The sequence below is a fragment of the Tamlana flava genome (assembly GCF_041287255.1).
GTDB lineage: Bacteria > Bacteroidota > Bacteroidia > Flavobacteriales > Flavobacteriaceae > Tamlana > Tamlana flava.
Genome location: NZ_JBGGTX010000001.1, coordinates 566,581 through 593,488, shown reverse-complemented (window position 1 = coordinate 593,488; position 26,908 = coordinate 566,581). Strand labels below are relative to the sequence as shown.

Below are 26,908 nucleotides of genomic sequence, written 5' to 3'. Positions count from 1 at the left end.
CCTTGTCACAACTTCAGTTCTCATTCATAATACCTGTTTATAATCGTCCTGATGAAATCCAAGAACTTTTACAAAGTTTTGACGCTTTGGAAGGCGATAAAGGTTTTGAGATTGTAATTGTTGAAGATGGCTCTGAAAATTCGTCAAAAACAGTTGTTGAGGGTTTTGCCAAAAAACTGAATATTTCATATTTCTACAAAAAAAATTCAGGACCTGGCGATTCCAGAAACTATGGAATGCAACAAGCTAAAGGCAACTATTTTATCATTTTGGATTCTGATTGTATTCTTCCAAAAGAGTATTTAATTGAAGTTGAAAAGAGCCTGAAAGATGAGTACGTTGATTGTTTCGGTGGACCTGATGCCGCACACCATTCTTTTACCAATTTACAGAAAGCCATTAATTTTTCTATGACTGCTTTTATTACTACTGGCGGCATTCGGGGGAGTAAAAAAAGTGTGGATAAGTTCCAACCAAGGAGTTTTAACATGGGGCTTTCAAAAGCTGCTTTTGAAGCCTCAAACGGGTTTGGACGTATTCACCCGGGTGAAGACCCTGATTTGACCATAAGACTTTGGGATTTAGGCTTCAAGACCAAACTAATTCCAGAAGCTTTTGTTTTTCATAAGCGCCGTATTTCGTGGTACACGTTCTACAGGCAAGTAAATAAATTTGGAATGGTACGGCCTATTTTAAACAAATGGCATCCTTCAACAAAAAGAGTAACCTATTGGTTTCCAACAATTTTTTGTTTGGGCTTGTTCTTGTCAGTTATTCTATTATTTTTCCACGTGAAATGGCTGTTTGTGCTGTACTTAGTATATTTTGTTGTTGCCTTTATTTTGGCATTTTTCAGTACAAGAAGTTTACGGGTGGCCATTTTGGTTATACCTGCAATTTTTGTACAATTTTTGGGTTACGGTTATGGGTTTTTAAAATCCACATGGGCGGTTTCCGTTTTAAATAAGCATGCTGAAACACATTTCCCTAAATTATTTTTCAAACAAAAATGATAAGAAAATTAAAGTCTAAAATATTAACCTCGATTAAAAATAGGCGAATCAATGTTTTTTTGTTGTTTCTTTTATTGGCTTTTATCATTTTAATTTTTTCAAAACTTTCAAAGGAATACACAAAAACCGTTGCGTTTTCCATTGAAAGAACAAATGTCCCACAGAAATACATTATTCTAAATGATTCAGTAAAACTGAATGTGACCTTAAAAACGCACGGATTTAAGTGGATAAAGTACGCCTTTAATAGACCGAAGATCAGTGTGGATTTCAATAAAGATGTTTATAAAAAAGACGCTTATTTTGTTTGGCATAAAAGCAAGGCTTTTTTGAACAACACACAATTTGACAAGCAGGTTGAAATATTAAATATTTCCCCAGATACTTTAAGATTTGGGTTTGGGGTGAATTTGGTCAAAAAAGTTCCTGTTAAAGTGAATACGGATATTGGTTACAGTGTGGGTTATGATTTGGCAGGTAATATGGTTTCTGAACCTGATTCGGTAATTGTGGTTGGTCCAAATACTGTGGCTTCAACAATAAATTTTTTAGAAACGGAAGTTTTAAAATTAACGGATGTACGTTCTTATATAGCCGAAACCGTCAAGCTTAAATTGCCCGACAAAAAATCGGATTTAAAGTTTTCAACAGATAAAGTCACCATTAAAGCTAAAGTTGAAAAATTTACGGAGGGTACGCTAAAAATCCCTGTTACGATGGTGAACGTGCCAGATACCATGACAATTAAATATTTTCCGAAGACAATAAGTGTTACCTATTATGTTAGCTTAAACAATTTTGACGTTGTAAAGCCAAAAGACTTTAAAGTAGTATGTGACTATGGTAAAGTGAGCGAAAATCAATCGTTTTTAATTCCAGAATTGGTTCGTTTTCCCGAAGTGGTTAAAAATGTTAAGATTGGGCAGCAACATGTTGAATTTATAATCACTAAATGAAAATCGTAGGACTTACAGGTGGCATTGGCAGTGGCAAAACAACCGTTGCACAGCAATTTAAGAAATTGGGCATTCCCTTTTATATTGCTGATAAGGAAGCCAAAAAGCTAATGAACAAGTCTAAAATGATTAAGCGAAAACTTGTTGAATTGTTAGGTGAAGAGGCCTATTTGGACGGAAAGCTAAACCGACCTTTTATTGCCAGCATCATTTTCAAGAACAAGGATATTCTTGAGAAAATGAATGCCATTGTGCATCCAAGGGTTGCCAAACATTTTAAAAAATGGCTTTTAAAACAAGAAGCGCCTTATGTTATAAAAGAGGTAGCCATTTTGTTTGAAAACGGAGGCCATAAGGATTGTGATTATGTGATTACCGTTGTAGCACCAAAAGAATTAAGAATAAAACGACTGCTTGAGCGCGATGACACTTCCAAAGAAAAAATTGAGGCTATCATGAAAAATCAGTGGTCGGATGATGAAAAAGCTAAACTTTCACACTATATTATTGATAATGTAAATCTGGACGATACAAAGTCGCAAGTTTTACATATACACCAAGATTTACTTCAAAAAATCTAGAATTTTACCTTTTTGTTAATGTAAGGTTAAAAGGTAAGTTTTTAAATGTTAAAATGTTAATTTTGAATGATGAGCAAAAGATTATTCGTCCTGTTGATAATATTAATGAGTTTATCACTTATTGGTATTATTTCCATCCAAGCTTATTACATTAACAATTCTGTAAAGAATGAAAAGGAACGTTTTAAATCTAATGTGGTTACGGTAATAAATAATGTATCCAGCACCATTGAGAAAAACGAATTAGAAAAATACTTTTCAGAATACCTAAGCTTAGACAAGGAAAAAAAAACAGATGAAGATGCTGTTTCTCAGTTGCTGATTTATAGAAAGAACAACAGCACTAAAGAAACGCTCATTTACCAAAGTAATGTTTTAGAAGAAAACTATAAACTTTCTTCATCGCTCTTTGACGTTTTAGATAGTCTCGAGGTTAAAAAAATAATAGGAAATTCATCCACAGAAATCTATAGAGATTTAGGATCTTCAGACAAGGATATAAAAAGCCCCATTACCAATATTGTTAGAAGTGGCATAATTGAAGAGGCCCAAAAGATAAATTTTGAAAAGAATTTTAAGGCTATTCTTAAAAGAAATCCTATTTATAAAAGGGTTTCAGAAGATGAAATTAAAAATTTATTGTCTGAAAAGCTGGCTAAATATGATATAGATATCGACTTTGAATTTGCTATTTACGGTAACGACTTGGCTACCAAAGTAAAAAGTAAAAATTTTGAGTATGATAAAAATTCAACTTTTGGCGTACCTATTTTTTATGATGATGAGAACAGGACACCTTACCGGTTGTTGGTAAATTTTCCGGATGATAGAAAGTTTATTTTGTCATCAATCATAGGTATGGTACTTTTATCTGTTGTCTTTACATTAATTATTATTTTGGCTTATGCAAGCGCCTTGTTTCAATTGGTAAAACAGCGAAAGATTTCGGAAATAAAAACCGATTTTATCAATAACATGACGCACGAGTTTAAAACGCCAATTGCTACCATCAATTTAGCTTTGGATGCCATTAAGAACCCAAAAGTTATTGAAGATCAAGACAAGGTTAAGCGTTACCTTTCTATGATAAAGGAAGAAAATAAGCGTATGCACGCCCAAGTGGAAAATGTATTGAGAATATCTAAACTAGAAAAGAATGAACTGAACATCAGTAAGGATAGAGTTGAATTGCACGACTTAATTGAAGATGCCATAACGCACGTAGAGCTTATTGTTGAGGACAGAAAAGGGTACGTAAAAACCTTTTTTGAAGCGGAGCAATCTTCGGTTTTGGCCAATGAAACGCACTTTACCAATGTTATTGTGAATATTTTGGATAATGCCATAAAGTATTCTCCAAATGCCCCAGAAATTGAGGTCTATACGGAAAATGTAGGCACCAATGTTATTTTGAAAATTAAAGACCATGGTAGCGGAATGAGTAAAGCTGCAGCCAAAAGGGTGTTCGAAAAATTTTATAGAGAACACACCGGAAACATTCATAACGTGAAAGGCCACGGATTAGGTTTGGCCTACGTTAAACGAATTGTTGAAGACCATCAAGGTCATGTATCAGTAGAAAGTGAAAAAGACAAAGGAAGCACATTTACAATCAAGCTTCCTCTAATATCTTAAAAATGGAAGAACATAAAAAAAGAATATTGTTAGTTGAAGATGATCCAAATTTTGGAACCGTTCTTAAAGATTATTTAATGATGAACGATTACGAAGTAACCCACGCCAAAAACGGTATGGAAGGCTTTGAAAAGTTTAAAAAAGACGATTTTGATTTATGTATTTTGGATGTGATGATGCCTTACAAAGATGGATTTACGTTGGCTAAGGAAATACGTGAAAAGAACAGCGATGTGCCGATTATTTTCTTGACGGCAAAAACCATGAAAGAAGACGTTTTAAAAGGCTATAAAGTAGGAGCGGATGATTACCTAAACAAGCCATTTGATAGTGAAGTTCTTTTAATGAAAATAAAGGCCATTATACAACGCAAGGCTACCGAAACCATTTCAGATAGCAAGCAATTTGAATTTAAAATTGGCCGATTCGATTTAAACTCCAAACTACGCTTTTTACGTTTTGATGGTGGCGATCCCGTAAAATTATCACCAAAGGAAAATGAATTGTTGCGGTTATTGGCATTGCATGAAAACGATTTAATGCCCCGCGAATTGGCACTTACCAAAATATGGCGCGATGATAATTATTTTACCTCACGTAGTATGGACGTGTATATTGCCAAACTTAGAAAATACTTAAAACTAGACCCAAAAGTTGAAATTCTTAACATTCATGGGGAAGGGTTTAGATTGGTGATAAACGATTAAAACTAAATAAGTAGAAAATTTAAAATCCAGCTTTTAAGCTGGATTTTTTTATGCTTTTTTTTTGATTTAATCGGTTTCAACATAGTTTTTGAAGTTGTTTAAAATGGCTTGCCAACCATTTTTTTGCATGTCAATGGGGTGTTCATCTTCAGGGTCAAAAACCACCACAATTTCCGTTTGATTGTTTAAAATATGAAATGAAACCGAGGCCAATCTTCCACCAAATTCATATGTAAAATGGTTTTTAGGTTCAATTTCGGTATAAACGGCTTCAAAATCAAAACCAAAACTGCCATCTTTGGCTTCCATTCGTGCTTTGTATGTGCCACCAACTTTCATGTCATTGGAGGCTGACGGGCAATGCCAGCTGGGGTCGGCAAAATTCCATTGGGTAATGTGTTTTGGGGTGGTGTAATAGTCCCAAACTTTGTCTTTATTGGCATTAATAGTTGCCTTAACCGTTATTTTTTCTTTGCTCATTTTGTTTGATTTTCCTGAACTCTAAATTTAACTATTTTAATGATTAAATCAATAGGTAACGGTTGGTCTAACGGAAATTGTACTGAACCTTTTCCTTGTTTGTAAACAGAAAGTTCCTCCTGAAATTTTTCATGCGCACTAGGTGTGGCATAAAACCCAATATGTTTTGCAAAGCCTCCAAAGTAAACCAATGGCTTTTTGTTTAGTTTATACGCTGGCATACCATAGGCAATACTTTCAACCGTGTTTAGGGCGTGTTTCTTTATGGTTTCACGCATTAAATTTAGTTTTTCCTGTGTGGCTTCCGGAAAGGCGGCTATGTAATCTTCAACGGTTTTAACATCATGGTCAATTGGCAATGACTTAATTTAAATATGATTTTCCAACCACTCCCTAAACTCATAAAAATTTTGCGGTGCTACACCATGGCCAACGGGAAATTCAGAATATCGATATTTAATGTTTAAGCTGTCTAAAAATGGAGGTGTTAAACGTGCCCAACTTACAGGAATAACTTGGTCAGCACTGCCATGCGAACAATAAAAATTTAAATGCCCATAATCGCGGGTTTCAACATCTTCTGGAAGGATATCTTTATTGATGTATCCGCTCAAAGCCACGATGTTTTTAACTTTTTCCGGATAGGTTAATGCCACGGCATAACTTAGAATACTACCTTGGCTAAACCCTAAAAGGTTTACATTATTTTTGTCAACCGGATAAGCTGCTATGGCTTCATCAATAAAAATGGCTATTAAGTCACGCGACTGCTTGGCCTGCTTATTATCGCTCCATTTGCCTTTTTCAGCATCAAAATTAATGGCATACCAGGCATTGCCAAAAGGAGGCAAAGAGTAGGGGGCTTTTACCGAAATGATAAAAAGTTCTTCTGGCAATTCTGAAGCAAAAGAAAACAAATCATTTTCGTCGCTGCCGTAGCCATGAAGCATAATTAATAGTGGTGCATTTTTAGCAAGGGTTGATTTACGCGTAATATGCTCTAATGAAAGCGACGGTTTAGCCATAATTAAGAGCCCAGATTGGCAAACAATTTTTGATAAAATGCACCCAATAGAGGGACTTCATTTTTTTTTCTTGAAAGAGCTCCAGAAAAACCGTAGATAAAAAGCACAGCAAAAAACAGATAAAATCCAGAGGTTACTGTCCAACTGTCAAAACTGCCCACTGGGTAACCCAGTGCCCAAAACGTGAGCCAAAGCCCTAAAGACTGCCTGATGTGGAAGCTTGCAAAGGCGCTTTTATTTTTTTTGTCGTTGTTCAAAAAATAAGCAATAATAACACCAATTATGGTAATGTAGCTGATAATGGCATTATTTCGCCCGCGTTCAATATCTTGTTCTGTCATTTTTTATGGATTTAAAACCAACTGATTGTTCGCAACAATACCATAAACGATTCCTTTTAAAGTTTCATTTTCAAAAATGGCATTTTTGGATTTTGAAATGATTCTGTCTCTGGTGAATTTTGATTTTGCATCTGGATTAAAAAGGGTCATATTAGCAGTATTTCCAACATTTATTGGTGTGTTTTCCAATCCGAATCTACTTTTGCCCCTTGTTAAAATATCTATGGTTTTTTTTGTTGTAAAGCAGTTTTGTAAAGCCCCGAAAGCACTTTCAAGGCCAATGGTGCCATAATCGGCACGGTCAAATTCAACTTTCTTTTGTTCTACATCAATAGGGTTGTGGTCTGTTGTAACCATATCAATTGTGCCGTCTTTTACCGCTTCAATTAACGCATCAACATCAGTTTGTGTACGCAATGGAGGCAATACTTTAAAGTGGGTATTAAAATCGCCTAAAGCCTCATCGGTAAAGTACAAATTATGCACAGCCACACTACAGGTAACATCAAGTTTTTTGGATTTTGCCTCACGAATTAATTCCACAGATTTTGCCGTAGAAATGGTTGCAATGTGCAATTTGCCACCTGTATACTCCAACAGGAATAAATCGCGGGCCACTTGAAGTTCTTCTGCCAAAGCGGGAATACCTTTCAAGCCTAGTTTTGTGCTTGTTATATGTTCGTTCATCACTCCATGTCCGGCAATTTTGTTCTCCTGCGGAAACGAGCAAACCAATCCGTTAAAATTACTGGCATATTGCAGAGCAATTTTCATGAGGTTCGGATTTGAAATAGGTTTGTGATAATCGTAAAAAGCCACTGCACCAGCCGTGCCCATATCAAAAAGTTCGGCCATATCTGTTCCTTTACTGCTTATGGTCAATGCGCCAATGGGCAAAAGGGTTACTGCATGGTTTTGGGCTTTCGATTTTAAAAAGGCAATATCGGAATTCGTATCTATAACCGGATTGGTATTGGCATTTACAGCTACAGCCGTAAACCCAGAAGATGCAGCTGTTTTAAGTCCATTTTTTATAGTTTCGCGTTCTTCAAAACCTGGTTCGCCAAAACTCACACTGCTATCAAACCAACCTTGCGAAATATGGAGGTTTTCCAATATTATTTCCTGATAATTTTTTGGATTTTTGATGCTGCTGTCAATCTTGGTAATCTGCCCTTTTTCAATCAAAATATCTTGAATCGTGTTGTGGAAATCACTTTTTGGGTCAATAATTGTGGCAGATTTTATAAGTATGTTCATTTAAAGAATTTTAAGATGAGCATTTCAGTAATCAATAACGCTAGCGCAAAAATAACAAACCATTTCCAGAGCGCATTAACTTTTGAGTCACTTTTTAGAGTATCAAAAATTTCGGAAACAGAATTGCTGATTGTTGTTTGTTCTGAAGACGTAGGGTTAAGGTAGGATAAAACACTTTCTTCCCTGCTGTAATTATAGCTAACATTCTTAATGCTTTCGCCTTTATTGGTAATGGAGTAAGTACCCGCTATTGAAGGTGTTTCTTGAGTGGTAACAACCACCTTGTTGTTGAAATATTGCTGCTTTGGTATGATGTTTATGTCTTCCTTTATGAGTGTAAGTACGGCGTCTTGTTGCATTTGTGTCTCCACATCAAATCTGTTTTTTTCTCCAATTTCATAATACAATTCAGGGATTTTTAAACTTTGTTTGGCTATGTTATAAAAAGTTGGAACTATGAGCGGTGAATTTTTGAAACTTGAGTTTTTCTGATTTAATGGCGAGGCAAACACAAACGTATTTTTGATTTGCCCCAAAAAGGTTTTTCCATCTTCAAACTGTAATGCAGAAGACATATCTGATGAACTGAAATTATAATAACTGTTAACCTTTGGATATTGAAAGTTTTTTACTTGTTTTTCAAAAACACCCTGATTATACAAAGGATGTGTGTAATTAATAGTGGTAACCCGCTTGTCGGTTTCAACAAAATTGGTAAAACGGGACCGATAATTGGCTAATAGTTGGTTGTAAGATTCAATATTTATGGCTTCCGAAGGAATGGCAATAACGATACCACCCTTTCGGGTAAATTGCTTTAAAGCGGTGGCCAGTGGCATGGGAATGTCGTCCAATTCATTTAAAACGATGAGATGTTGAGAATCTATGAGATTATAGTTCAACTGGTCTATAGGAGTTGTAATATAATTGAATTCGTCTGACGTGTAAATACGTTTTAAAAACGAATCGTCATTTCCATTAATACCCAAAACATTAATTTTTGAGGGTCTGTTGATGCTAAAAAATAGAGTATTGTCAAACTGCAAATTGGAATCATCAATGGATATTTTTCCGTTGATAACTTCGTTAATAGGGATTGAAAACGTGGTTTCTGCATTTTTGTTAATTTCTACCGATGTTTTGGCAATAAGATTGTTGTTATTGAAAAGTGAAATGGGTAAATTTTTAACGGGATTTCCGCTATTTATTAGCTTTACTTTTAGTTCAATTGATGTTGCCGTACGCTTCGAAATAAATGCACTATCAATAGCTATGTTGTTCGTGTTTACAGGTGCCAGTTTAACCAAATGAAGATGGGTGAGCGAATCCAATTCAGGGTTAAAACTGCCATTATTTTCCTGAAAATCTGAAATATAAACCAGATTTTTTGCAACATCTTTTTTGTTGTCAAAAACGGCGTTGATTTTCAATAAAGCAGCTTCGGCCGATATTTTTTCAGAAGAACAACTTATCCGTAGCAATTCATTTTTTACAGCCTTTATTGTGGTATTTTTAAAACTATTGTCGTTGGTTATTATAGAAATATTTTCGTCTTCGGGAACATTTTCAATAATATCCTGTACTGCACGTTTTAACAATTCACCTTGACTCCCTTTTGCTTGCATGCTGAACGAATTGTCCAAATAAACAACGGTTTCTTTTTCAACATTCAAATTGCTGGTTTTTGATGTAAATGGCTGTGCAAATGCAAAAATCAAGGCCACCAGCAGCAATAATCGGGTTATAAGTATCAACCACTTTTTTAATTGTGAACTTTTGCGTGTTTGTATGGTGGCTTCCTTTAAAAAGGCCACATTGGTAAAAGGTACTTTTTGGAATTTACGCAGTTGAAATAAATGAACAATAATTGGGATGAGCAGTAAAAAAAGCGCGTAAAGAAGTTCGGGGTGTTTAAACTGCATATCTTTTATGGATTATCCAAACCTACATAATTTTTTTAATTAACAAAAGAAAACTTGGGTTGTAGTTTTTTATGAAACGTAGCTTTTCCTTGTTTAGTCTTAAGGAATGACTTCATAAGCTTAAAAATGATTGAAACTGATGGCTAATTAGATGTTTTTATTTAATCAGTCTAATAATGTTGGGATAAAAATTTTTGATTTTTCCATTTCTGACTTTTACTGCAAATATGATTGGCAAAATAATGTTTATTGTGCTAAAAATGCCCCACAGTGTTAGGATGTCAAAAGGGTTCATGCCACCAATAACATGCGTTATCTTGCTAAATACCCCAACAAACAAAGCAGAGTAGCTCAAAAATGTCCAAAGTATTTGAAAATTTAATAGATTGACTCCAATAGTATTCAAGCCTATTATTTTGTCCTTTTTGTTTAGCCACAATATAAGAGGGATAATTATATTTCCTAAAGGTATAACCAAGAATGTTAAAACGGATAGGTGAAAGAAAATCAAATAATTTTTGTCGTGTTCTTTTCCATAATCTAAAATATCTTCAGCATTAATATCTAAAGCTTCACAAATTAATTGGAGGGTTTTTCCTCTCGGTTCATTTTCTTTGTTCTCAATGCGTTGAATTGTTCTTAAATTGACTCTAGCAGATTCAGCTAATTCTTCTTGAGATAGACCTTTTCTTTTTCTGGTGTCTTTAATTTTGTTTCCTAGTTCTGTCATAATCGATTCTATTAATTTGCTTCAAAATTACTGTTGAAACCAAATGTTTGATAGCGGTTTGTTTGCGACATTTTTACGGCAATTGTGTCAATTGCATTAATTTGGGTCATTAACAAAAGAAAAAATAGTCCGTCATTGAGTACATTTCTTGTTTTTTAAAATATGCTTTGATTTCAATTTGAGCCTTTGGATTGGCCACAGTCACGATACTTTGTGGACGGTTAATTTTTTCTAAATCTGTAAAGGGCTTTAGTTTTTGGTCGTAAATGGCCTTGCCAATTTTTTTCGGATTGTCGCATATCCACTCAAAAGGAATGCCTTTTTCAACTAGATTTTTGGCAATAGTTTTTCCTTTTAATCCGGCGCCCCAAACAACTAAGGGACGTGAAGCATCAAAATCCAATTCCAAAAAATAATGGAGTTTAATATCTAAAAAAGTGTTTTCAGCGTAATTGCTGTGGGTGCGCGATGTACGTGTTTGGTAATCGCGCCAAAAGTGTAAAATTTCATTGGATGGAATAATTTTGTAATCTGCTTTGTAAAACCGAAAGGTTAAATCGTAATCTTCGGGGTAACGGTTAGGTTGGAAGTCATCAATGGCCAGTAAATCGTCGCGATGAAGCATCCAACATGGCGAAGCGATAACACATTCCTTATAAATCTCAGAATAATTATTGCCAGTTGTAGTCAAATGGTTAAGCCAATCTTCATATTTTTTATAACCATCACTGATACCAAGCTCTGAAAAATAAGCGACCAACCCGGTAGCAACATGGTTTTTGCCATGGTTCAACAAATTGTTCAATAGAACCTCCAGTTTATTTTCGGGCATTACATCATCGCTATCCATACGGGTAATATAGTGGCCAGTACTTGTTTCAAAAGCCAAACGAAGCGCTTCAATAATACCTTTGCCAGAATTTTTAATAAGCTGTATCCGCTCGTCCTCTTTCGCGTAGGCGTTTACAATGTGGTAGCTGTTATCGTTAGAGTAATCATCAACAATAATCATTTCCCAGTTTTTATAGGTTTGACTTATAATAGAATCCAAACAATCGGCGATAAAATCTTCGGTATTCTTAAACGGAATTAAAATGCTTACTAATGGCTCTTGCATGCTGCGAATTTAACAAAACCTTAAGAATGGCGACCGTAACATAATAGTATTTTGCACGTCAATTTAAAAAACTTTAAAATCTGAAATAATGAACACGAAAACCATAATGGGCTTGGTGGTTGGTATTTTATTGGCCAGTTGTAGCGCTTCAAAAAAATCTGGAAACGATTTGGCTATAAATTCACCTGTTGAAACGAGCATAGATTTAAGTAAAGTAACCAATGATAAAGTTCCGGTAACCATAAACCCTGGGCGTTTTACTGCGCAAACCGTAACCTATAGGTTGCCTAAAGTTGTTCAGGGTACTTATTCAATAAGTAATTTCGGTAGTTATATTGATGATTTTAAAGCCTTTGATTATTCTGGAAATGAAATGCCTTTTGAAAAAGTTGACACCAATTCCTGGACTATAGCCGATGCCAAAAAACTTGACAAAATAACGTATTTTGTTAATGACACTTATGACATTGAAGAGCAGGGCGGTATAGGGAAAGAACAACCCTTTTCGCCTGCAGGAACCAATATTGAACCTGATAATTATGTGTTAAATCTCCATGGGTTTATTGGCTATTTCGATTCGCTAAAAAGTAATCAATACAAGCTTGACGTAACTGCTCCAGCAGATTATATGCGAAGCTCTGCCTTGCAAAACATCAGTTCAAAAACCAGTGAAGATGGAACCTTAATGACCTCCAGCTATTTTGCACCGCGATATTTTGATATTACCGATAACCCTATGATGTATGGTGATTTGGATGTTGAAGAGTTTCAAGTAGGCGATATCAAAATTGTTTTGAGTGTTTACTCACCTAATAAAGTACATTCTTCAGCATCTTTAAAAGAAACCATTTTTAAAATGATGAAGGCGCAAAAAACATTTTTGGGCGACATCAATTCCACACCGCGCTATGATATTTATTTGTATCTGTCGCCCGGAGAAGAAGACTCACCAAAAGGATTTGGGGCATTGGAACACCACACTTCTACAGTAGTAGTAATGCCAGAAGCTATGGATGAGGAGGCCTTAGCCGATGGTATGATTGATGTGGTTTCCCATGAATTCTTTCACATTGTAACCCCATTGAGTGTCCACTCTGAAGATGTGCATTATTTTGATTATAACAACCCAACTTTTTCAAAGCACTTGTGGATGTATGAAGGGGTAACCGAGTATTTTGCCACGCTATTTCAAGTGAACCAAGGTTTGGTGGATGATAGCAAATTCTACAGCGATATTTACGAAAAAATCATGGCTTCAAAACAAATGAATGATGCTATGAGTTTTACCATCATGAGCGAGAATGTTTTAAAAGCACCATATAAGGATGAGTATTTAAACGTCTACCAAAAAGGAGCCTTAATTGGCATGTGCATCGATATTTTAATGCGTGAAGAAAGTAATGGCAACCGTGGTATTTTGTCATTAATGAAAGAGCTTTCCAATAAATACGGAAAAAATAAACCTTTTGATGATGATAAACTTATTGGCGAAATTACAGCCATGACCTACCCGTCTGTGGGTGAGTTTTTAAATACCCATGTGGTTGGTGATTTGCCAATAAATTACAATGAATTTTTTGAAAAAGTTGGTTTGGAAATAGGAGAGGGCAAGATCGAAGCCAACTATATTTTAATGGATGGTGCACCTATAGTTGGTGGTGATGGTCAAAAAGGAACCATTTTCTTTACAGATAAAGTGTTGAAAAATAGTTTTTGGGTAGAACAAGGTGTTCAGCCTAACGATGTCATTAAAAGCATTGACGGTACAGAGTTAACTTTGCAAAATGCGAACCAAGTTTTGCAAAAAGTATTTATGTGGAGACCTGGTAAGGAGGTTGAAGTGATATTCGATAGAGATGGAGAAGAAATAGTTATTAAAACTACAACTACCCAAGGGTATACAAGTGGTGAGAAAATTGTTGAAAAACCTGACGCGACTGAGACTCAAAAAGCCTTGCGCGCGGCCTGGTTAAGAGGGTAGCAACTTCAATTTTAATAAATAAAAACGGGCTGTGCATAAAGTGTTGGACAGTCCGTTTTTTAATGTTAGATGTTTTCAAAAACACCCAGCCCAAAAAGGGCAAAATCGTATTTAACAGGGTCTTTTGGGTCTAATTTTCTTAAGGCATTATCCAGTTCTAGCAAGGCTTTGGCATCGTTTTGTTTTCGTTTTAGTAAACCGAGTTTTCGCGCCACAGTGCCGGAATGAGCATCAAGAGGGCAGGAGAGCTGTGATGGAGATAGACTTCTCCAAATACCAAAATCTACCCCGGCACTATCTTGCCTAACCATCCAACGCAAGAACATATTAATTTGTATAATTAAGGTAGCTTAATTGAATTCCACATCATACCATAACAAATGTTTCTATACGTGGAGGATTTCTAGACTCAACATCTACTAGAATTTAATGTCTTATCTTTAGGATTAAATATTCAAGAATATAACAATGGCTATTGTTGTTACTAATTTGAATTATCGGGATAAAGGGAGATATATAAATAACAAATTACTAGTTTCCCTTCATTAAAACTAACCATTAACCAATGATAAAATTCTTTAGAAAAATTCGACAAAAGCTACTTTCTGAAAATAAGTTTAGTAAATATCTTATTTATGCCATTGGTGAAATTATTTTGGTAGTTATAGGAATATTAATTGCACTATCAATTAATAATTGGAATGAAAATAAAAAGGCACAATTAGAAGATGTTAAATTTTTAAGTAATCTGCGTAATGAAATCCAGTTAGATACCACAGCAATATTCTATAGAACCAATCATTATGCCCAGATTAATGACGAGTTAAAGCAAGCATTACAATTCTTAAATAGACCAACAGAAATTAGTGAAAATGAACGTCAAATAATAAGTATGGCAATTGTAAATCTTCCAGTATTAACCTCACTTAATAAAAATGTAGAAAAAAATAATATACAGTTAGCTAATGGAACTTTGCTTAATATTAATGAGCAGCTAAGCAGAGAATACGAGAGTTATATATTAACCACAAAATATTATACAGATGTAACTAATAAATTAGGACAGTCCCTACAATTAATTGCAACTCGAGATGTTCATCCATATGTAGACTTGGATTATGTTAGTCCAGGAGAGGAAAAAGTTTATTTTAATTTCGAAGAATTGAAAAGCAATCGTTTACTCAAAAATGCTATTAATAAATCAATAAGATATCGTGGGTCTTACATTCTTAGTATGGAATTATTGAGGGAAAGGGCAATTAAGTTATTAAATATTTTGAATGAAGAATTAAAACAACGAGAGCACAACAATGCATCCTATGAAAAGTACTAGCCCAGTTCTTCAAAGTTAATATTTAAATTTTTTAGTACATATTTTTAATATTTTCAATGACCACCACATTATATACTATCACAAATGTAGCCCTTGTTGGTGGTGTCAATCACTTCCCATACAAGTTTTATACAAATTCACTAACTTCTTATTGATTCTTAATTATTCCCGTATATTTTTTAATAACTAAATTATGATTATTGTTTTTTTCGTTGTAAAAATGACTATTGATTAAAAATTTTCAAAAATACCCAATCCAAATAGGGCAAAATCATATTTCACTGGGTCGTGTTTGTCGAGTTTTCGTAAAGATGTATCCAGTTCCATTAATGCTTTAGCATCGTTTTGTTTTCGAGTTAGTAAACCTAGTTTTCTAGCAACATTACCTGAGTGCACATCTAGTGGGCAAGATAATTGAGATGGCGAGAGGCTTTTCCAGATACCAAAATCTACTCCTGAATTATCCTTTCTCACGAACCATCTGAGCATCATATTGATACGTTTTGCCGCAGAATTTTTTAAGGGGTCGCTCACGTGTTTTTGGGAACGGGGTAAATGTTCCATTTCAAAAAAGATAGTCTTAAATTTTGATATCGAAGTTTGGAGCGAATGGTTTTTGGCATATTTTGCAAAAACGGCTTCCAAACCGTTGTGTTGTGTATAAATATGTTTTAGTGATGCAACAAACTGTATGGCGTCATCTCCATTGAATGTGCGATGCACAAAGGATTGCAGCTTTTCCAAATCCTGTTCTTCATGATTCATCACAAAATCATACGGAGCATTATCCAACAAATCCATCAACCTTTTTGCATTGGTTATGATGCTTTTTCGGTTACCCCAAGCAATGGTTGCCGTTAAAAATCCAGCAATCTCAATATCTTCTTTTTTACTGAATTGATGGGGAACTTGAATAGGGTCGCTTTCAATAAACTTTGGGTTGTTGTACTGTTCGACTTTTAGGTTTAGAAAGTCTTTTAATTCTTGGGTATTCAAATTGATGAAATCAGTTTTTATATCGTTTTAGTCGGTATCAAAAATACTATTTAATGAACTATTGGAATTGTTTGAAGAGAATAAATTATTGATTTTAAAAACTTTTAAACCAATTAAAACATCGATGAAATACAAAATTTAACTTTGAAATGAAAAATAATATTTTTAGCCATATACTAATGTTTAGAATTTTAGCGTTATTTGGATGGTAAAACAAATTCTTATGAAGAAAATATTAGTCCCAATTCTGGCAATCGTTTTAATGGGTTGCCAAGACAAAGAGAATGTAAATAATGATACAGCGCAACAGCAAACCCTCGCTGCCTTGCTGGAATATACTGTGGTGAATAAAATTTTTCAAGATGTTGGCAATAACGGTGGTGATGCTGTTTTAAGTTCTGAAAGTTCGGCTTCAGGAAAATCATCTGTAAAATCTGAAGTTGATGGCCCTACCATAACTGTTGAGCCTCTTGATTTAACAACCTTCCCGAAAACCATTACTGTTGATTATGGTACTGGTGTTTTATGTCAGGATGGTATAAACAGAAAAGGTATTGTTACCATAGTTTCTACGGGTTGGTATCGTAGTGTGGGCAGCATGCATACAGCTACGTTTGATAATTACTACCATGAAAATTTTAAAGTTGAGGGTACCCATGTTGTTGAGAATTTAGGCTTGAATCAAGACAATAATTTAGATTACGGTGTAACCATTGCAGATGGAAAAGTAACTGCGCCAACAGGGGTTGTCGTGTATTATACTGAAAACACTACCCGCACTTGGATAGCAGGTTCAGACACACCACTTAACATTTGGGATGACGAATATTTATTAAATGGAAATCAATCTGGAGTAAGTGCCGCTGGTGTTGAATACAGCTTGACTGTGGAAGAACCGCTGCATTTTATCTTATTGCCAAGGGGCATAGAATCTGGTATTCTTGATGTAGATATTGCCAATCTTACTGATGTAAAAATAAATTATGGCAACAACACCATTACCATTTTCGGACAAATTTATCCATTCAGTAGTTAATCAAATGATTTATCATTTGTCATGCTGAACTTGCTTGCACTGAATTTATTTCAGTTCTCAGCATCTCATGTTTGACAACTGAAGGCTAACAAAAAGAGACTGCTAAAAAGCAGTCTCTTTTTTTGTTTTAAATTATAATTAGCTAGTTGTCTACAATATTTCCATCAACCATCGTCAGTTTTCTGTCTGCCATATCGGCCAGTTCTTCATTATGGGTAACAATGACAAAGGTTTGACCGAATTCATCACGCAATTTAAAAAAGAGATTATGTAGGTTTTCAGCGCTTTCACTATCTAAATTCCCGGAAGGTTCATCGGCGAAAATCAAATCCGGATTATTGATTAATGCACGTGCCACCGCAACACGTTGTTGCTCGCCTCCAGAAAGTTCACCTGGTTTGTGGTCGTATCGGTGTGACAGTCCTAAAAAATCCAAAAGTTCTTTGGCGCGCTTTTCGGCTTCAGCTTTTTTAGTCCCTTTTATAAAAGCGGGTAAGCACACATTTTCAATGGCTGTAAATTCAGGTAATAACTGATGAAATTGGAAAATAAACCCAATATGTTCATTTCTAAATTTGGCTAAAGCTTTATCTTTTAGCCTAATAATATCGGTGTCATTAATGGTAAGCTCAAAGTTTTCTTTTGAGGAAGCCTTGTCCAGCGTGCCCAATATTTGCAGTAAAGTGGTTTTACCCGCGCCAGAAGCTCCGACAATAGAAACGATTTCGCCTTTTTCAACAGCTATATCAACGCCTTTTAAAACTTCTAAATTGCCGTAATATTTATGGATGTTTTTTGCCTGGATCATCTGTAAAAAATAACAGCGGTGAAATTACTATTTTATGTTGGCTTGCACAATTAAGAATCCTTTTTATTGCCGTGTGCATTTTAAAGGCTATATTTATTCAAAATAAATTCCTCGAAATCTGTTTCGGGGTTTCCTTTGAAATTGTCATTCCTGTGACAACGGGAATCAAAAATAAAGTTAAAATCGTCATGCCTTACAAGAGTTTTGAAGAGTATAATATGAAAGTTAACGACGATGTAAAAACGCGGTATAAAAACATAATAAAAGATTTGGGTGAAGATGCCACTCGTGAAGGTTTGCTTAAAACCCCAGAGCGTGCCGCCAAAGCCATGCAGTTTTTAACCCAAGGCTATCACCAAGACCCCGTTGAAATTCTTAAAGGTGCCATGTTCAAGGAATCTTATAACGAGATGGTGATTGTTAAGGACATAGAATTGTACTCGCTATGCGAACACCATATTTTGCCTTTTTTTGGAAAAGTGCATATTGCCTATATACCAAACGGACACATTGTTGGGTTGAGCAAATTGCCAAGGGTGGTCGATATTTTTGCCAGACGTTTGCAGGTACAGGAGCGATTGACAGAGCAGATTTTAGACTGTATTAACGACACGTTGAAACCTCAAGGAACAGCCGTGGTTATTGAAGCGTCTCACATGTGTATGATGATGCGCGGTGTGCAAAAACAGAATTCCACGACTACTACTTCAGGTTTTAGGGGACAGTTTGAAAAAATTGAAACCCGAAACGAATTTTTAAAGCTCATCGGGAAATAGACAATGTTGAATTTTGGTACATTTCTTGCTTTTACCAACCGTAAATTTTAATGAATGAATAAATACAAAAAATTAATCCTCGGTATTCTTTTGGATGCCATGGGCTATGTTTCCTTTGTGATACCGGTTGTTGGTGAATTTTCAGATATTGTTTGGGCACCTGTTTCGGGTTGGCTCATGACCAAACTCTATAAAGGCAAAGCAGGTAAAATAGCCGGTGTTATAACCTTTGTTGAAGAAGCATTGCCATGGTTAGATGTTGTGCCTACATTTACTATCATGTGGATTTACACCTATGTCTTTAAGAAAGAGGGTAAAAATTAAATTGTTTTAAGCCACAACCTTCCCACCTTTAACAAGTAACCAAATAGCAAAAGCCATTTCACCAATAATACTGGGAATGGCTACCATAGCCAAAAATACTGAGGCATAATCATCATAATTTGGCAGAACAAAATGCGCCAAAGTATCTACCATATACATGATACCAGCAATAATGAGGAAAACAGCAATGAGTTTTGGTTTGCCAATAATTTTTCCCAATAAAATAAGGTGTATACCAAAAAACAAAAGCCCGATGAGCCAAATAGTATTGAATATATATACTTGCTCAAGGATGCCCTCGGCAGTATTGTGGGTCAATGCCATAGGAAGCGCAAAAATGGCCACGCCCATAATGGCGGCATGCATCATTCTAAAATAAGTGCTGAGGTTACTCAGTGCATGGGTTTTGTACAATTCATATAGCGCCCAAGCCACAACAACATCAAAAATAACGGTGATGATAAACGCCACAATACCAAGCCGCACCATCATGTGGTTGTTTTGCACCGTTTCCATGGGTGAGTTTAAAAGGTTTTCAAGTACAAGAAAATTGGCAAAAATGGCCGCAAAGAAAATAATCAAGTAGCTAAGGCCTGCTATTATGGAGAGTTTTTTGGGATTCATTGGTTTTATTTTGGCACTAGCAAGGAGATATTGAATTTGGTTCGCCTAATGCGATGATATGCGTCGTTTTAATGACTTATATCAATCGTTACTGAAACAAGTTCAGCACAAGTAGGCGAAGTTAGTTGAAAATTTTTACAAAATCAATAATTTTAAAATAAAAAACTACCCCAAAACCCCATTTAAAACATTGTTAACAACTCCGCCCCAATTACTGAAAAACAATTTCTTATTAACTGTTTTAATTTTGTAAATTTGCCTGCGTTTATAAGCGCAACATGACAACTACAGCAAAATATATTTTTGTAACCGGCGGCGTTACATCATCACTCGGTAAAGGTATTATAGCGGCTTCTCTGGCCAAATTGTTACAAGCACAAGGTTACCGGGTTACCATTCAAAAATTAGACCCTTACATTAACGTGGACCCTGGTACGCTAAACCCTTATGAGCATGGCGAATGTTATGTTACCGAAGACGGTGCAGAAACTGACTTGGATTTGGGGCATTACGAGCGTTTTTTAAACCGACCAACCAGTCAGGCAAACAACGTTACCACAGGGCGTATTTACCAAAGTGTAATTGAAAAAGAGCGTCGCGGTGAGTTTTTGGGCAAAACGGTTCAAGTGGTGCCACACATTACGGATGAGATAAAGGAGCGTGTTCAAATTTTGGGGAAATCGGGCAATTATGATATCATAATCACCGAAATTGGTGGAACTGTTGGTGATATTGAGTCCTTACCTTATATAGAAGCTGTGCGTCAATTGCGTTGGGATTTGGGCGAAAACAACGGTATAGTTATTCATTTAACGTTGGTGCCATACCTTTCTGCCGCTGGTGAGTTAAAAACAAAACCAACCCAGCACAGTGTAAAAACGCTAATGGAAAGTGGGATACAGGCGGATATATTGGTATGCCGTACAGAGCACGATCTTCCAAGGGAATTACGTAGAAAATTGGCATTGTTCTGTAACGTTAAGGAAGAGGCCGTTATTCAATCCATTGATGCGTCGACCATTTATGATGTACCTAATTTAATGCTTAAAGAAGGGTTGGATAAAGTGGTGCTTCAAAAATTGAATTTAGAGAGCTCAAAACCAGATATCGACCAATGGAACGAGTTTTTGAATCGCCATAAAAACCCAAAAAGTGAAATTACCATTGGTTTGATTGGCAAGTATGTAGAACTGCAAGATTCTTATAAATCCATCTTGGAAGCTTTTATTCATGCTGGTGCTTCAAACGAAGTTAGGGTGAATATTGAATCGCTTCACTCTGAATATATAAACCCTGAAAATGCCGAACTTATGTTGGGGCATTTAGATGGTGTTTTGGTTGCTCCAGGTTTTGGCGAACGAGGTATTGAAGGTAAAATAGATGCTGTTAGGTATGTACGTGAAAACAATATACCATTTTTGGGTATTTGTTTGGGTATGCAAATGGCGGTTATTGAATTTGCACGAAATGTTTTGGGAATTAAGGATGCCGATTCAACCGAAATGAAAATGGATACACCAAACCCGGTTATTGCCTTAATGGAAGACCAAAAAACAATTACCGACAAAGGCGGAACCATGCGTTTGGGCGCTTGGGCATGCGATTTAAAATTGGGTAGTAAGGTTCGTGATATTTATAAGGCCGAAAGCATTGCAGAACGCCACAGACACCGTTACGAATTTAATGGTGTTTACAAAGAGCGTTTTGAAGCTGCCGGAATGATTGCAACGGGGTTAAATCCAGATACTGGATTGGTGGAGATTATTGAATTGCCAGAGCACCCATGGTTTATTGGCGTACAGTATCACCCAGAATATAAAAGTACTGTGGCCAATCCACACCCATTATTTGTGGCGTTTGTAAAAGCCGCACTTAGCAACAAGAAAAAAAAGAATGCCACAATGGCACAAAACAAATAAACGGATAGTTTTTTGATATTAAGAAATCCGCTTGTTTAAATAGATAGGCATGTCCATTAGGACAGAAAGGTTAAAGTTATTTTAAAAAGACTTCGCTCAGTTTTAAGCATTGGGGTCTGAATCTAAAAAATGGAAGAAAAAAAACTAGACATTAATTCGATTATTGGTTTTATACTGATTTTCGGAATTTTGGCGTATATGCTTTGGCAAAACCAACCAACGCCAGAAGAGTTGGAAGCCCAAGAAAAAGCAAAGCAAGAGCAAATTGAGGTAGAACAAAAAGCCAAAGAACAAGAGCAAACCATTGTAACCACTGCCGAAGACTACGTGGCTGGTTTAGGTTTGGATTCCCTACAGCAAGTTCAATTAAGAAATAAATTAGGTGCATTTGCGTATTCGGCCATGCAATCTTCAGATGAAGAAACCGTGGTTGAAAGCGATTTGCTGGCTTTAAAATTCAGTAATAGGGGTGGTTATCTTTCGGAGGTTAAGCTGAAGAAATTTGTAGACTACGATTCTTTGCCTATTTATTTGGTAAAAGATGACAATGCTGTTTTCAATATCAATTTTGGAACTACGGACAGTAGAATTTTGAACACCAAAGATTTGCCATTTGTACCTTCGGTAACCGGAAATGGTGATATCACGGTTATTTCTATGAAGCTTAAAGTTTCTGAAACCAAGTTTTTGGAATACCGTTACGAGCTTAAAGATGACGATTACATGATGGGCTTCACGGTGCGTTCGCAAGGTTTGGCGGATGTCATTAATAGTTCGCAAGAAATTAATTTAGACTGGAAATTGAAAGGCTACCGTCACGCCAAAAGTATATCCTACGAAAACAGGTATACCGATATTCACTACGATTACGAAGACGGAAAAGATGATTACACAGGTGCTCGAGATGCAGACGAAAGCATTGAAGATGTGGCTTGGATAGGCTATAAGCAACATTTCTTCACTTCGGTTTTGTTAACCGATAACCGTTTTAAAAAGGTACATCTTACAGCTCAAAATTTGGTTGAGGATGAGGCTGTCGATACAGTTTATACTAAGTTGTTTACGTCTAAAGTACCATTGGAATTACAAGGTGGCGAACTAAACCAAAGTATGGATTGGTATTATGGGCCAAGTGACTTTAAGGTTTTAAATGCTTACGACAGAAATTTAGATGAAATAGTGCCATTTGGTTGGGGTATTTTCGGCTGGATAAACCGGTATGTGTTCATGCCTCTGTTCGCCTTTTTAGGAGGCTTTATGCCCTACGGTATTGCCATTGTGGTGATGACTATTTTGGTAAAAATCCTATTGTCTTTTGTGCAGTACAAACAGTTTTTATCCCAGGCCAAAATGAAAATTTTGAAACCGGAATTGGATGAAATCCGTGAAAAGTACAAAAACAACAAAATGAAAGCGCAGCAAGAAACTATGGCTTTGCAAACAAAAGCAGGGGCAAGCCCAATGGCGGGCTGTTTACCAGCTTTAATACAGTTGCCCGTGTTTTACGCGTTGTTCCAGTTTTTCCCTTCAGCATTCGATTTAAGACAAAAAAGTTTTCTTTGGGCGGACGATTTATCATCGTATGATGTTATTGCCAACCTACCGTTCAATATTCCATTTTATGGTAACCACGTGAGTTTGTTCCCGTTATTGGCATCAATCGCTATTTTCTTTTACATGAGATTAACTACAGGGCAAAACATGCAAGCCACGCCACAACAGGAAGGCATGCCCGATATGGCAAAAATGATGAAGTATATGATGTACTTCTCTCCAATCATGATGTTGTTTTTCTTTAATAATTATGCATCAGGTTTGAGTTTGTATTACTTCATTTCCAACTTGATTAGTATCGGTATTATCTTGGTCATCAAAAATTATATTCTTGATGAAGATAAAATCCATGCCCAAATTCAAGAGAAAAAGAAACAGCCTAAAAAACAAAGTCGTTTTCAGAAAAAAATGGCTGAAATGATGGAACAGGCGGAACAGCAAAGGCAAAACCAACAAAAGAAAAGGTAATTTGTTATTATGATATTGTCACGCTGAGCGCAGTCGAAGTGTTATTTCAATTCACAACATAAAAATTTTAAAAACTGTCAGAAATAATTTTGGCAGTTTTTTTGTTACAAGAAAACAGTAAAACAGTCGTTTGTATTTTATAATTTGGGAAAACGCAAAAATCGATTAAGAATGAAATTTATATATAGCCTTTTAGTATTTTTAATGTCGGCCAATTTCCTTTGCGGACAAACCTTCAATCAACTTGACTCAGAAGGAAAACGGCATGGCAAATGGAAAAAGAACTATGATAACACCGATATTTTAAGATATGAAGGTGAGTTTTTCCATGGTAAGGAAATAGGACTTTTCAAGTTCTATAAAAAACATAGAAACAAGGCCGTATTGTCGGCTACCAAAAAGTTTAATGTAGATAATAATTTGGTGGAAGTTAAATTCTTTACGTCAACAGGTAAGCTGGTTAGTGAAGGGCAAATGGATGATAGAACTTATGTTGGTACATGGAAATATTATCAAAAGGACTCTGATGAGCTGCTTATTTTAGAGCATTATAGCAACAAAGGTGAGTTGGATGGCGAACGTTACGTGTATTATCCCAACGGGCAAATCGCAGAAAAACAAACTTATGTTGCTGGAAAATTGTCTGGAGAATCTTTATGGTATTCCGAAAACAATGTGCTTTTAAAATCCTATTTGTATGAAGATGATGAGCTGCATGGTGAAGCCAAATTTTATAATGCCCAAGGGGAATTAATTTCTGAAGGAACGTACAAAAGAGGAAAAAAAGGTGGTGTTTGGAAGTACTATGAAAATGGAAAATTGGTAAATGAAGAAAATTTCAGCTATGTGCCGAAGCCAATAAAAAAAACGCCTTAATTACTTAAGGCGCTCTCTTTCATAGGCAATTATATGGGAATAACTAAGTATTGCCTATAATCAACAAACCAAACTAATTTTATTGTTCTAGGTTGGGAAGTATAACGCGGTCAATCACGTGTACTACTCCATTAATACCCTGAATATCTACTAATGTTGTTACAATGTTGCTTGTTCTACCATTGGCATCTGTAAGTGTAAAGGCTGATGCATCTGCTGTAATTGGACCACCTATGGTGGCTACTTCACCGCTGGTTAATTGATTTGATTGGACATTGGCATTTACAATATGGTGCAAAAGTACGGCATCAACAGTTGAGGTTTCAACTTCAGACAGAGCCGATACATTCAACTCAGCCAATAATGCTACAAAAGCGTCATTGGTCGGGGCAAATACAGTGAATGGCCCAGACATTGCATTTGATACCGTTGCAATATATGGAACAGTTGGGGTTCCTGAATCGGCATAGACCAATGCATCTACCAACACAGATAAATTAGGGTTAGTGGTTGCAAACGTTGCTATTGTAGGAATATCAATCACTTTATCAATAACATGTACAATACCGTTTGTTGTTGAAACATCAGGCATAGCAACTTTTGCAGCTCCGTTAAATGTCACTCCAGAGGTGCCATCATAGTAAAGACTTAAATTTGTTCCATTTGGACCGCTTGCCATGGTATTGGTATACCCTGTATTTCCTATTAATGCTGATGATGAAATATTGGCACCAGCAATTACATGGTTCAATAAAATTTGAGTTAACACATCATTTGGAACTTCGGCAAGCGAGCTAAAACCCTTTTCAGCTAAAAAGGCTGTAAAAGCTTCATTAGTTGGGGCTAGAACGGTTTTATCGCCAGAAGCAGTTAAGGCATTAACTAAACCCGCTTGAACTACGGCATCAACTAAAATACTCAAATCATTAACGGATTGGGCAGTCTCAACTATATTTAAAGTTGGGCCTATTACGGTGTTGTCATCATCGTTGCTGCATGATACAAATAGGCTAGTCGTTATTAAAACGATTACTAATTTTTTAATGGCTTTTAATCTTTTCATAATACAGGTTTTAATTTATTGTTTAACAAAAATATTAAAAAATTAAACAAAAATCCAAATTTTTGTTTAATTTATTTTTAAAAAGTTTAAACAAAATAGTTTTAGTGATTTATTATAGACGAGATTAAACCATAAAAAAATAGGCTAATTATGTGTATCTTTGCGCTTTAAACTTAATGATGAAACGGGTAATTGTCGGACTTTCAGGAGGGGTAGATTCTAGTGTAGCTGCATACTTGCTTAAGGAGCAAGGCTATGAAGTTATTGGCTTGTTTATGAAAAACTGGCATGATGATTCCGTAACCATTTCCAACGAATGCCCATGGTTAGACGACAGTAACGATGCTATGTTGGTTGCTGAAAAATTGGGTATTCCTTTTCAGACGGTCGATTTAAGTGAACAATATAAAGAACGCATAGTCGATTACATGTTCCATGAGTATGAAAAGGGCAGAACACCAAATCCCGATGTGCTTTGCAACAGGGAGATTAAATTTGATGTTTTCATGAAAATTGCGCTCGAATTGGGTGCAGATTTCGTAGCTACGGGGCATTATTGTAGAAAAGGAATTATCCAAAAGGATGGTAAAAATACTTATCAATTGTTGGCAGGTGTTGATGGCAATAAAGATCAATCTTATTTTTTATGTCAATTATCCCAACAGCAATTGGCCAAATCTTTATTTCCTATTGGTGAATTGACCAAACCTGAGGTACGCGAAATCGCCTCAAAATTGGATTTGGTGACTGCTGAAAAGAAAGATTCACAAGGCCTCTGCTTTATTGGTAAAGTGAAGTTGCCGGATTTTCTTCAGCAACAATTAAAACCGAAAGAAGGTGTTATTGTTGAGATTCCTAAAGAACAAGACATTTTTAAGACTATTGAAACCCATTTTGATTCCGAAGAGGAAAAATTAAAATACCTATCCAGAAAGATAAACTACAAATTGGATTATGGCAAAATTGTAGGTAAGCATCAAGGCGCACATTATTTTACCAAGGGGCAACGAAAAGGTCTTGCAGTAGGTGGTACTGTTGAACCTTTGTTTGTAATCGATACCGATGTTGAGGAAAACATAATCTACACGGGTCAGGGGAAGGAGCATCCCGGTCTGTTAAAAAAAGCCTTGTTTGTAAACAACGAAGAAATACATTGGATTCGTGAAGATTTAGAGCTGGCCGTTGATGAAACCATGCAAGTTAAAGCCCGAATTCGCTACAGGCAACCTCTTGAAAAGGCAACGCTTCATAAAGTGGATCCCGGCTTGTATGTAGAGTTTGAAAATTTTCAATCGGCAATAACTGAAGGCCAGTTTGTGGCGTGGTATATTGAAGATGAGTTGGTAGGATCGGGAGTTATTTCGTAAATTGTCATAAAAAAAT

General features: G+C 35.9%; 26 protein-coding genes and 1 pseudogene. 14 read left to right on the top strand and 13 right to left on the bottom strand.

All coding sequences use genetic code 11. From position 1 onward, the window contains the following. The first annotated feature begins 2 nt into the window (after positions 1–2). The 5 genes from ACB104_RS02475 to ACB104_RS02455 all read left to right on the top strand — a co-directional run bounded on the left by ACB104_RS02475 (position 3) and on the right by ACB104_RS02455 (position 4,892). On the top strand, positions 3–1,013 hold the full coding sequence (locus tag ACB104_RS02475) for a glycosyltransferase family 2 protein (protein WP_370476696.1): 1,011 nt from the start codon (positions 3–5) through the stop codon (positions 1,011–1,013). Further along, on the top strand, positions 1,010–1,969 hold the full coding sequence (locus tag ACB104_RS02470; protein ID WP_370476695.1) for a CdaR family protein: 960 nt from the start codon (positions 1,010–1,012) through the stop codon (positions 1,967–1,969). Before ACB104_RS02475 ends, ACB104_RS02470 begins: the two co-directional genes overlap by 4 nt. Continuing rightward, entirely contained in the window at positions 1,966–2,550 is a 585-nt protein-coding gene (gene coaE / locus ACB104_RS02465; protein ID WP_370476694.1) for a dephospho-CoA kinase, read from the top strand. The genes ACB104_RS02470 and coaE overlap by 4 nt, the downstream gene beginning before the upstream one ends. A gap of 105 nt (positions 2,551–2,655) precedes the next feature. Then, a complete protein-coding gene (locus ACB104_RS02460) occupies positions 2,656–4,185 on the top strand; it encodes a sensor histidine kinase (protein ID WP_370476693.1) in 1,530 nt (509 codons plus the stop codon). A 2-nt stretch (positions 4,186–4,187) separates the two neighbouring features. After that, the gene (locus tag ACB104_RS02455) at positions 4,188–4,892 is read left to right on the top strand and encodes a response regulator transcription factor (RefSeq protein WP_370476692.1); all 705 of its coding nucleotides are present in this window, start codon (positions 4,188–4,190) and stop codon (positions 4,890–4,892) included. A 66-nt stretch (positions 4,893–4,958) separates the two neighbouring features. On the opposite strand, the gene ACB104_RS02450 is transcribed toward ACB104_RS02455, so the two are convergent. The 8 genes from ACB104_RS02450 to ACB104_RS02415 all read right to left on the bottom strand — a co-directional run bounded on the left by ACB104_RS02450 (position 4,959) and on the right by ACB104_RS02415 (position 11,767). Further along, positions 4,959–5,372, bottom strand: a complete 414-nt coding sequence (locus ACB104_RS02450) for an SRPBCC family protein (protein WP_370476691.1) — start codon at positions 5,370–5,372, stop codon at positions 4,959–4,961. Next, positions 5,369–5,731 carry an iron chaperone gene (locus ACB104_RS02445; RefSeq protein ID WP_370476690.1) on the bottom strand — a complete coding sequence of 121 codons (363 nt, stop codon included), beginning with the start codon at positions 5,729–5,731 and terminating at the stop codon, positions 5,369–5,371. The genes ACB104_RS02450 and ACB104_RS02445 overlap by 4 nt, the downstream gene beginning before the upstream one ends. A 9-nt stretch (positions 5,732–5,740) precedes the next feature. After that, complete coding sequence (locus ACB104_RS02440) at positions 5,741–6,397, bottom strand: alpha/beta hydrolase (RefSeq protein WP_370476689.1); 657 nt, start codon at positions 6,395–6,397, stop codon at positions 5,741–5,743. Positions 6,398–6,399: 2 nt separating this feature from the next. Further along, on the bottom strand, positions 6,400–6,738 hold the full coding sequence (locus ACB104_RS02435) for a hypothetical protein (protein WP_370476688.1): 339 nt from the start codon (positions 6,736–6,738) through the stop codon (positions 6,400–6,402). Between the two features lie 3 nt (positions 6,739–6,741). Further along, positions 6,742–7,998: a dihydroorotase gene (locus tag ACB104_RS02430; protein WP_370476687.1), complete on the bottom strand. Its 1,257-nt coding sequence runs from the start codon at positions 7,996–7,998 to the stop codon at positions 6,742–6,744. Then, the gene (locus ACB104_RS02425) at positions 7,995–9,920 is read right to left on the bottom strand and encodes a vWA domain-containing protein (RefSeq protein WP_370476686.1); all 1,926 of its coding nucleotides are present in this window, start codon (positions 9,918–9,920) and stop codon (positions 7,995–7,997) included. The genes ACB104_RS02430 and ACB104_RS02425 overlap by 4 nt, the downstream gene beginning before the upstream one ends. Positions 9,921–10,077: 157 nt before the next feature. Continuing rightward, on the bottom strand, positions 10,078–10,650 hold the full coding sequence (locus ACB104_RS02420) for a magnetosome magnetite crystal formation protein family (protein WP_370476685.1): 573 nt from the start codon (positions 10,648–10,650) through the stop codon (positions 10,078–10,080). A gap of 109 nt (positions 10,651–10,759) precedes the next feature. Continuing rightward, complete coding sequence (locus ACB104_RS02415) at positions 10,760–11,767, bottom strand: glycosyltransferase family 2 protein (RefSeq protein ID WP_370476684.1); 1,008 nt, start codon at positions 11,765–11,767, stop codon at positions 10,760–10,762. 88 nt (positions 11,768–11,855) lie between these two features. Between ACB104_RS02415 and ACB104_RS02410 the strand changes: the two genes are divergently transcribed. After that, the gene (locus ACB104_RS02410) at positions 11,856–13,748 is read left to right on the top strand and encodes a M61 family metallopeptidase (protein WP_370476683.1); all 1,893 of its coding nucleotides are present in this window, start codon (positions 11,856–11,858) and stop codon (positions 13,746–13,748) included. A gap of 65 nt (positions 13,749–13,813) precedes the next feature. On the opposite strand, the pseudogene ACB104_RS02405 reads toward ACB104_RS02410, so the two are convergent. Then, a pseudogene (locus ACB104_RS02405) lies at positions 13,814–14,083 on the bottom strand (DUF2400 family protein); the annotation flags it as partial. 230 nt (positions 14,084–14,313) lie between these two features. On the opposite strand from ACB104_RS02405, the gene ACB104_RS02400 reads away from it, so the two are divergent. Next, entirely contained in the window at positions 14,314–15,081 is a 768-nt protein-coding gene (locus ACB104_RS02400) for a DUF6090 family protein (RefSeq protein ID WP_370476682.1), read from the top strand. A gap of 231 nt (positions 15,082–15,312) precedes the next feature. On the opposite strand, the gene ACB104_RS02395 is transcribed toward ACB104_RS02400, so the two are convergent. Next, positions 15,313–16,077: a TIGR02757 family protein gene (locus ACB104_RS02395; RefSeq protein ID WP_370476681.1), complete on the bottom strand. Its 765-nt coding sequence runs from the start codon at positions 16,075–16,077 to the stop codon at positions 15,313–15,315. A gap of 223 nt (positions 16,078–16,300) precedes the next feature. On the opposite strand from ACB104_RS02395, the gene ACB104_RS02390 reads away from it, so the two are divergent. After that, the gene (locus tag ACB104_RS02390; RefSeq protein WP_370476680.1) at positions 16,301–17,113 is read left to right on the top strand and encodes a hypothetical protein; all 813 of its coding nucleotides are present in this window, start codon (positions 16,301–16,303) and stop codon (positions 17,111–17,113) included. 142 nt (positions 17,114–17,255) lie between these two features. On the opposite strand, the gene ACB104_RS02385 is transcribed toward ACB104_RS02390, so the two are convergent. Then, positions 17,256–17,921, bottom strand: a complete 666-nt coding sequence (locus ACB104_RS02385) for an ABC transporter ATP-binding protein (RefSeq protein WP_370476679.1) — start codon at positions 17,919–17,921, stop codon at positions 17,256–17,258. A gap of 188 nt (positions 17,922–18,109) precedes the next feature. Between ACB104_RS02385 and folE the strand changes: the two genes are divergently transcribed. Next, positions 18,110–18,697, top strand: coding sequence for a GTP cyclohydrolase I FolE (gene folE, locus ACB104_RS02380; protein WP_370476678.1), 588 nt, complete (start codon positions 18,110–18,112; stop codon positions 18,695–18,697). A gap of 54 nt (positions 18,698–18,751) precedes the next feature. Then, the gene (locus ACB104_RS02375; RefSeq protein WP_370476677.1) at positions 18,752–19,021 is read left to right on the top strand and encodes a hypothetical protein; all 270 of its coding nucleotides are present in this window, start codon (positions 18,752–18,754) and stop codon (positions 19,019–19,021) included. Between the two features lie 6 nt (positions 19,022–19,027). Here the strand turns inward: ACB104_RS02375 and ACB104_RS02370 are convergent, their stop codons facing one another. After that, entirely contained in the window at positions 19,028–19,645 is a 618-nt protein-coding gene (locus ACB104_RS02370) for a DUF4386 domain-containing protein (RefSeq protein ID WP_370476676.1), read from the bottom strand. Positions 19,646–19,923: 278 nt separating this feature from the next. Between ACB104_RS02370 and pyrG the strand changes: the two genes are divergently transcribed. The 3 genes from pyrG (at position 19,924) to ACB104_RS02355 (ending at position 24,462) form a co-directional block, all read left to right on the top strand. Beyond that, positions 19,924–21,564: a CTP synthase gene (gene pyrG, locus ACB104_RS02365; RefSeq protein WP_370476675.1), complete on the top strand. Its 1,641-nt coding sequence runs from the start codon at positions 19,924–19,926 to the stop codon at positions 21,562–21,564. Positions 21,565–21,693: 129 nt separating this feature from the next. Further along, positions 21,694–23,586, top strand: coding sequence for a membrane protein insertase YidC (yidC, locus tag ACB104_RS02360; protein ID WP_370476674.1), 1,893 nt, complete (start codon positions 21,694–21,696; stop codon positions 23,584–23,586). Between the two features lie 171 nt (positions 23,587–23,757). Next, a complete protein-coding gene (locus tag ACB104_RS02355) occupies positions 23,758–24,462 on the top strand; it encodes a toxin-antitoxin system YwqK family antitoxin (protein ID WP_370476673.1) in 705 nt (234 codons plus the stop codon). 79 nt (positions 24,463–24,541) lie between these two features. Here ACB104_RS02355 and ACB104_RS02350 read toward each other — a convergent pair whose 3' ends face one another. Beyond that, positions 24,542–25,525, bottom strand: coding sequence for a fasciclin domain-containing protein (locus tag ACB104_RS02350; RefSeq protein WP_370476672.1), 984 nt, complete (start codon positions 25,523–25,525; stop codon positions 24,542–24,544). Between the two features lie 179 nt (positions 25,526–25,704). Between ACB104_RS02350 and mnmA the strand changes: the two genes are divergently transcribed. Continuing rightward, positions 25,705–26,892 (top strand): tRNA 2-thiouridine(34) synthase MnmA, encoded by a 1,188-nt coding sequence (mnmA, locus tag ACB104_RS02345; RefSeq protein WP_370476671.1) that lies wholly within the window; start codon positions 25,705–25,707, stop codon positions 26,890–26,892. The last annotated feature ends 16 nt before the right edge of the window (positions 26,893–26,908 follow it).

Coding starts and splice junctions, on each gene's coding strand:
- ACB104_RS02460 (WP_370476693.1), top strand. CDS start 2,656: ATGAGTTTATCACTTATTGGTATTATTTCCATCCAAGCTTATTACATT.
- folE (WP_370476678.1), top strand. CDS start 18,110: ATGCCTTACAAGAGTTTTGAAGAGTATAATATGAAAGTTAACGACGAT.
- ACB104_RS02415 (WP_370476684.1), bottom strand. CDS start 11,767: ATGCAAGAGCCATTAGTAAGCATTTTAATTCCGTTTAAGAATACCGAA.
- ACB104_RS02355 (WP_370476673.1), top strand. CDS start 23,758: ATGAAATTTATATATAGCCTTTTAGTATTTTTAATGTCGGCCAATTTC.
- mnmA (WP_370476671.1), top strand. CDS start 25,705: ATGAAACGGGTAATTGTCGGACTTTCAGGAGGGGTAGATTCTAGTGTA.
- yidC (WP_370476674.1), top strand. CDS start 21,694: ATGGAAGAAAAAAAACTAGACATTAATTCGATTATTGGTTTTATACTG.
- ACB104_RS02470 (WP_370476695.1), top strand. CDS start 1,010: ATGATAAGAAAATTAAAGTCTAAAATATTAACCTCGATTAAAAATAGG.
- ACB104_RS02410 (WP_370476683.1), top strand. CDS start 11,856: ATGAACACGAAAACCATAATGGGCTTGGTGGTTGGTATTTTATTGGCC.
- ACB104_RS02455 (WP_370476692.1), top strand. CDS start 4,188: ATGGAAGAACATAAAAAAAGAATATTGTTAGTTGAAGATGATCCAAAT.
- ACB104_RS02435 (WP_370476688.1), bottom strand. CDS start 6,738: ATGACAGAACAAGATATTGAACGCGGGCGAAATAATGCCATTATCAGC.
- ACB104_RS02440 (WP_370476689.1), bottom strand. CDS start 6,397: ATGGCTAAACCGTCGCTTTCATTAGAGCATATTACGCGTAAATCAACC.
- ACB104_RS02350 (WP_370476672.1), bottom strand. CDS start 25,525: ATGAAAAGATTAAAAGCCATTAAAAAATTAGTAATCGTTTTAATAACG.
- ACB104_RS02370 (WP_370476676.1), bottom strand. CDS start 19,645: ATGAATCCCAAAAAACTCTCCATAATAGCAGGCCTTAGCTACTTGATT.
- pyrG (WP_370476675.1), top strand. CDS start 19,924: ATGACAACTACAGCAAAATATATTTTTGTAACCGGCGGCGTTACATCA.
- ACB104_RS02375 (WP_370476677.1), top strand. CDS start 18,752: ATGAATAAATACAAAAAATTAATCCTCGGTATTCTTTTGGATGCCATG.
- ACB104_RS02390 (WP_370476680.1), top strand. CDS start 16,301: ATGAAGAAAATATTAGTCCCAATTCTGGCAATCGTTTTAATGGGTTGC.
- coaE (WP_370476694.1), top strand. CDS start 1,966: ATGAAAATCGTAGGACTTACAGGTGGCATTGGCAGTGGCAAAACAACC.
- ACB104_RS02385 (WP_370476679.1), bottom strand. CDS start 17,921: ATGATCCAGGCAAAAAACATCCATAAATATTACGGCAATTTAGAAGTT.
- ACB104_RS02430 (WP_370476687.1), bottom strand. CDS start 7,998: ATGAACATACTTATAAAATCTGCCACAATTATTGACCCAAAAAGTGAT.
- ACB104_RS02450 (WP_370476691.1), bottom strand. CDS start 5,372: ATGAGCAAAGAAAAAATAACGGTTAAGGCAACTATTAATGCCAATAAA.
- ACB104_RS02400 (WP_370476682.1), top strand. CDS start 14,314: ATGATAAAATTCTTTAGAAAAATTCGACAAAAGCTACTTTCTGAAAAT.
- ACB104_RS02425 (WP_370476686.1), bottom strand. CDS start 9,920: ATGCAGTTTAAACACCCCGAACTTCTTTACGCGCTTTTTTTACTGCTC.
- ACB104_RS02420 (WP_370476685.1), bottom strand. CDS start 10,650: ATGACAGAACTAGGAAACAAAATTAAAGACACCAGAAAAAGAAAAGGT.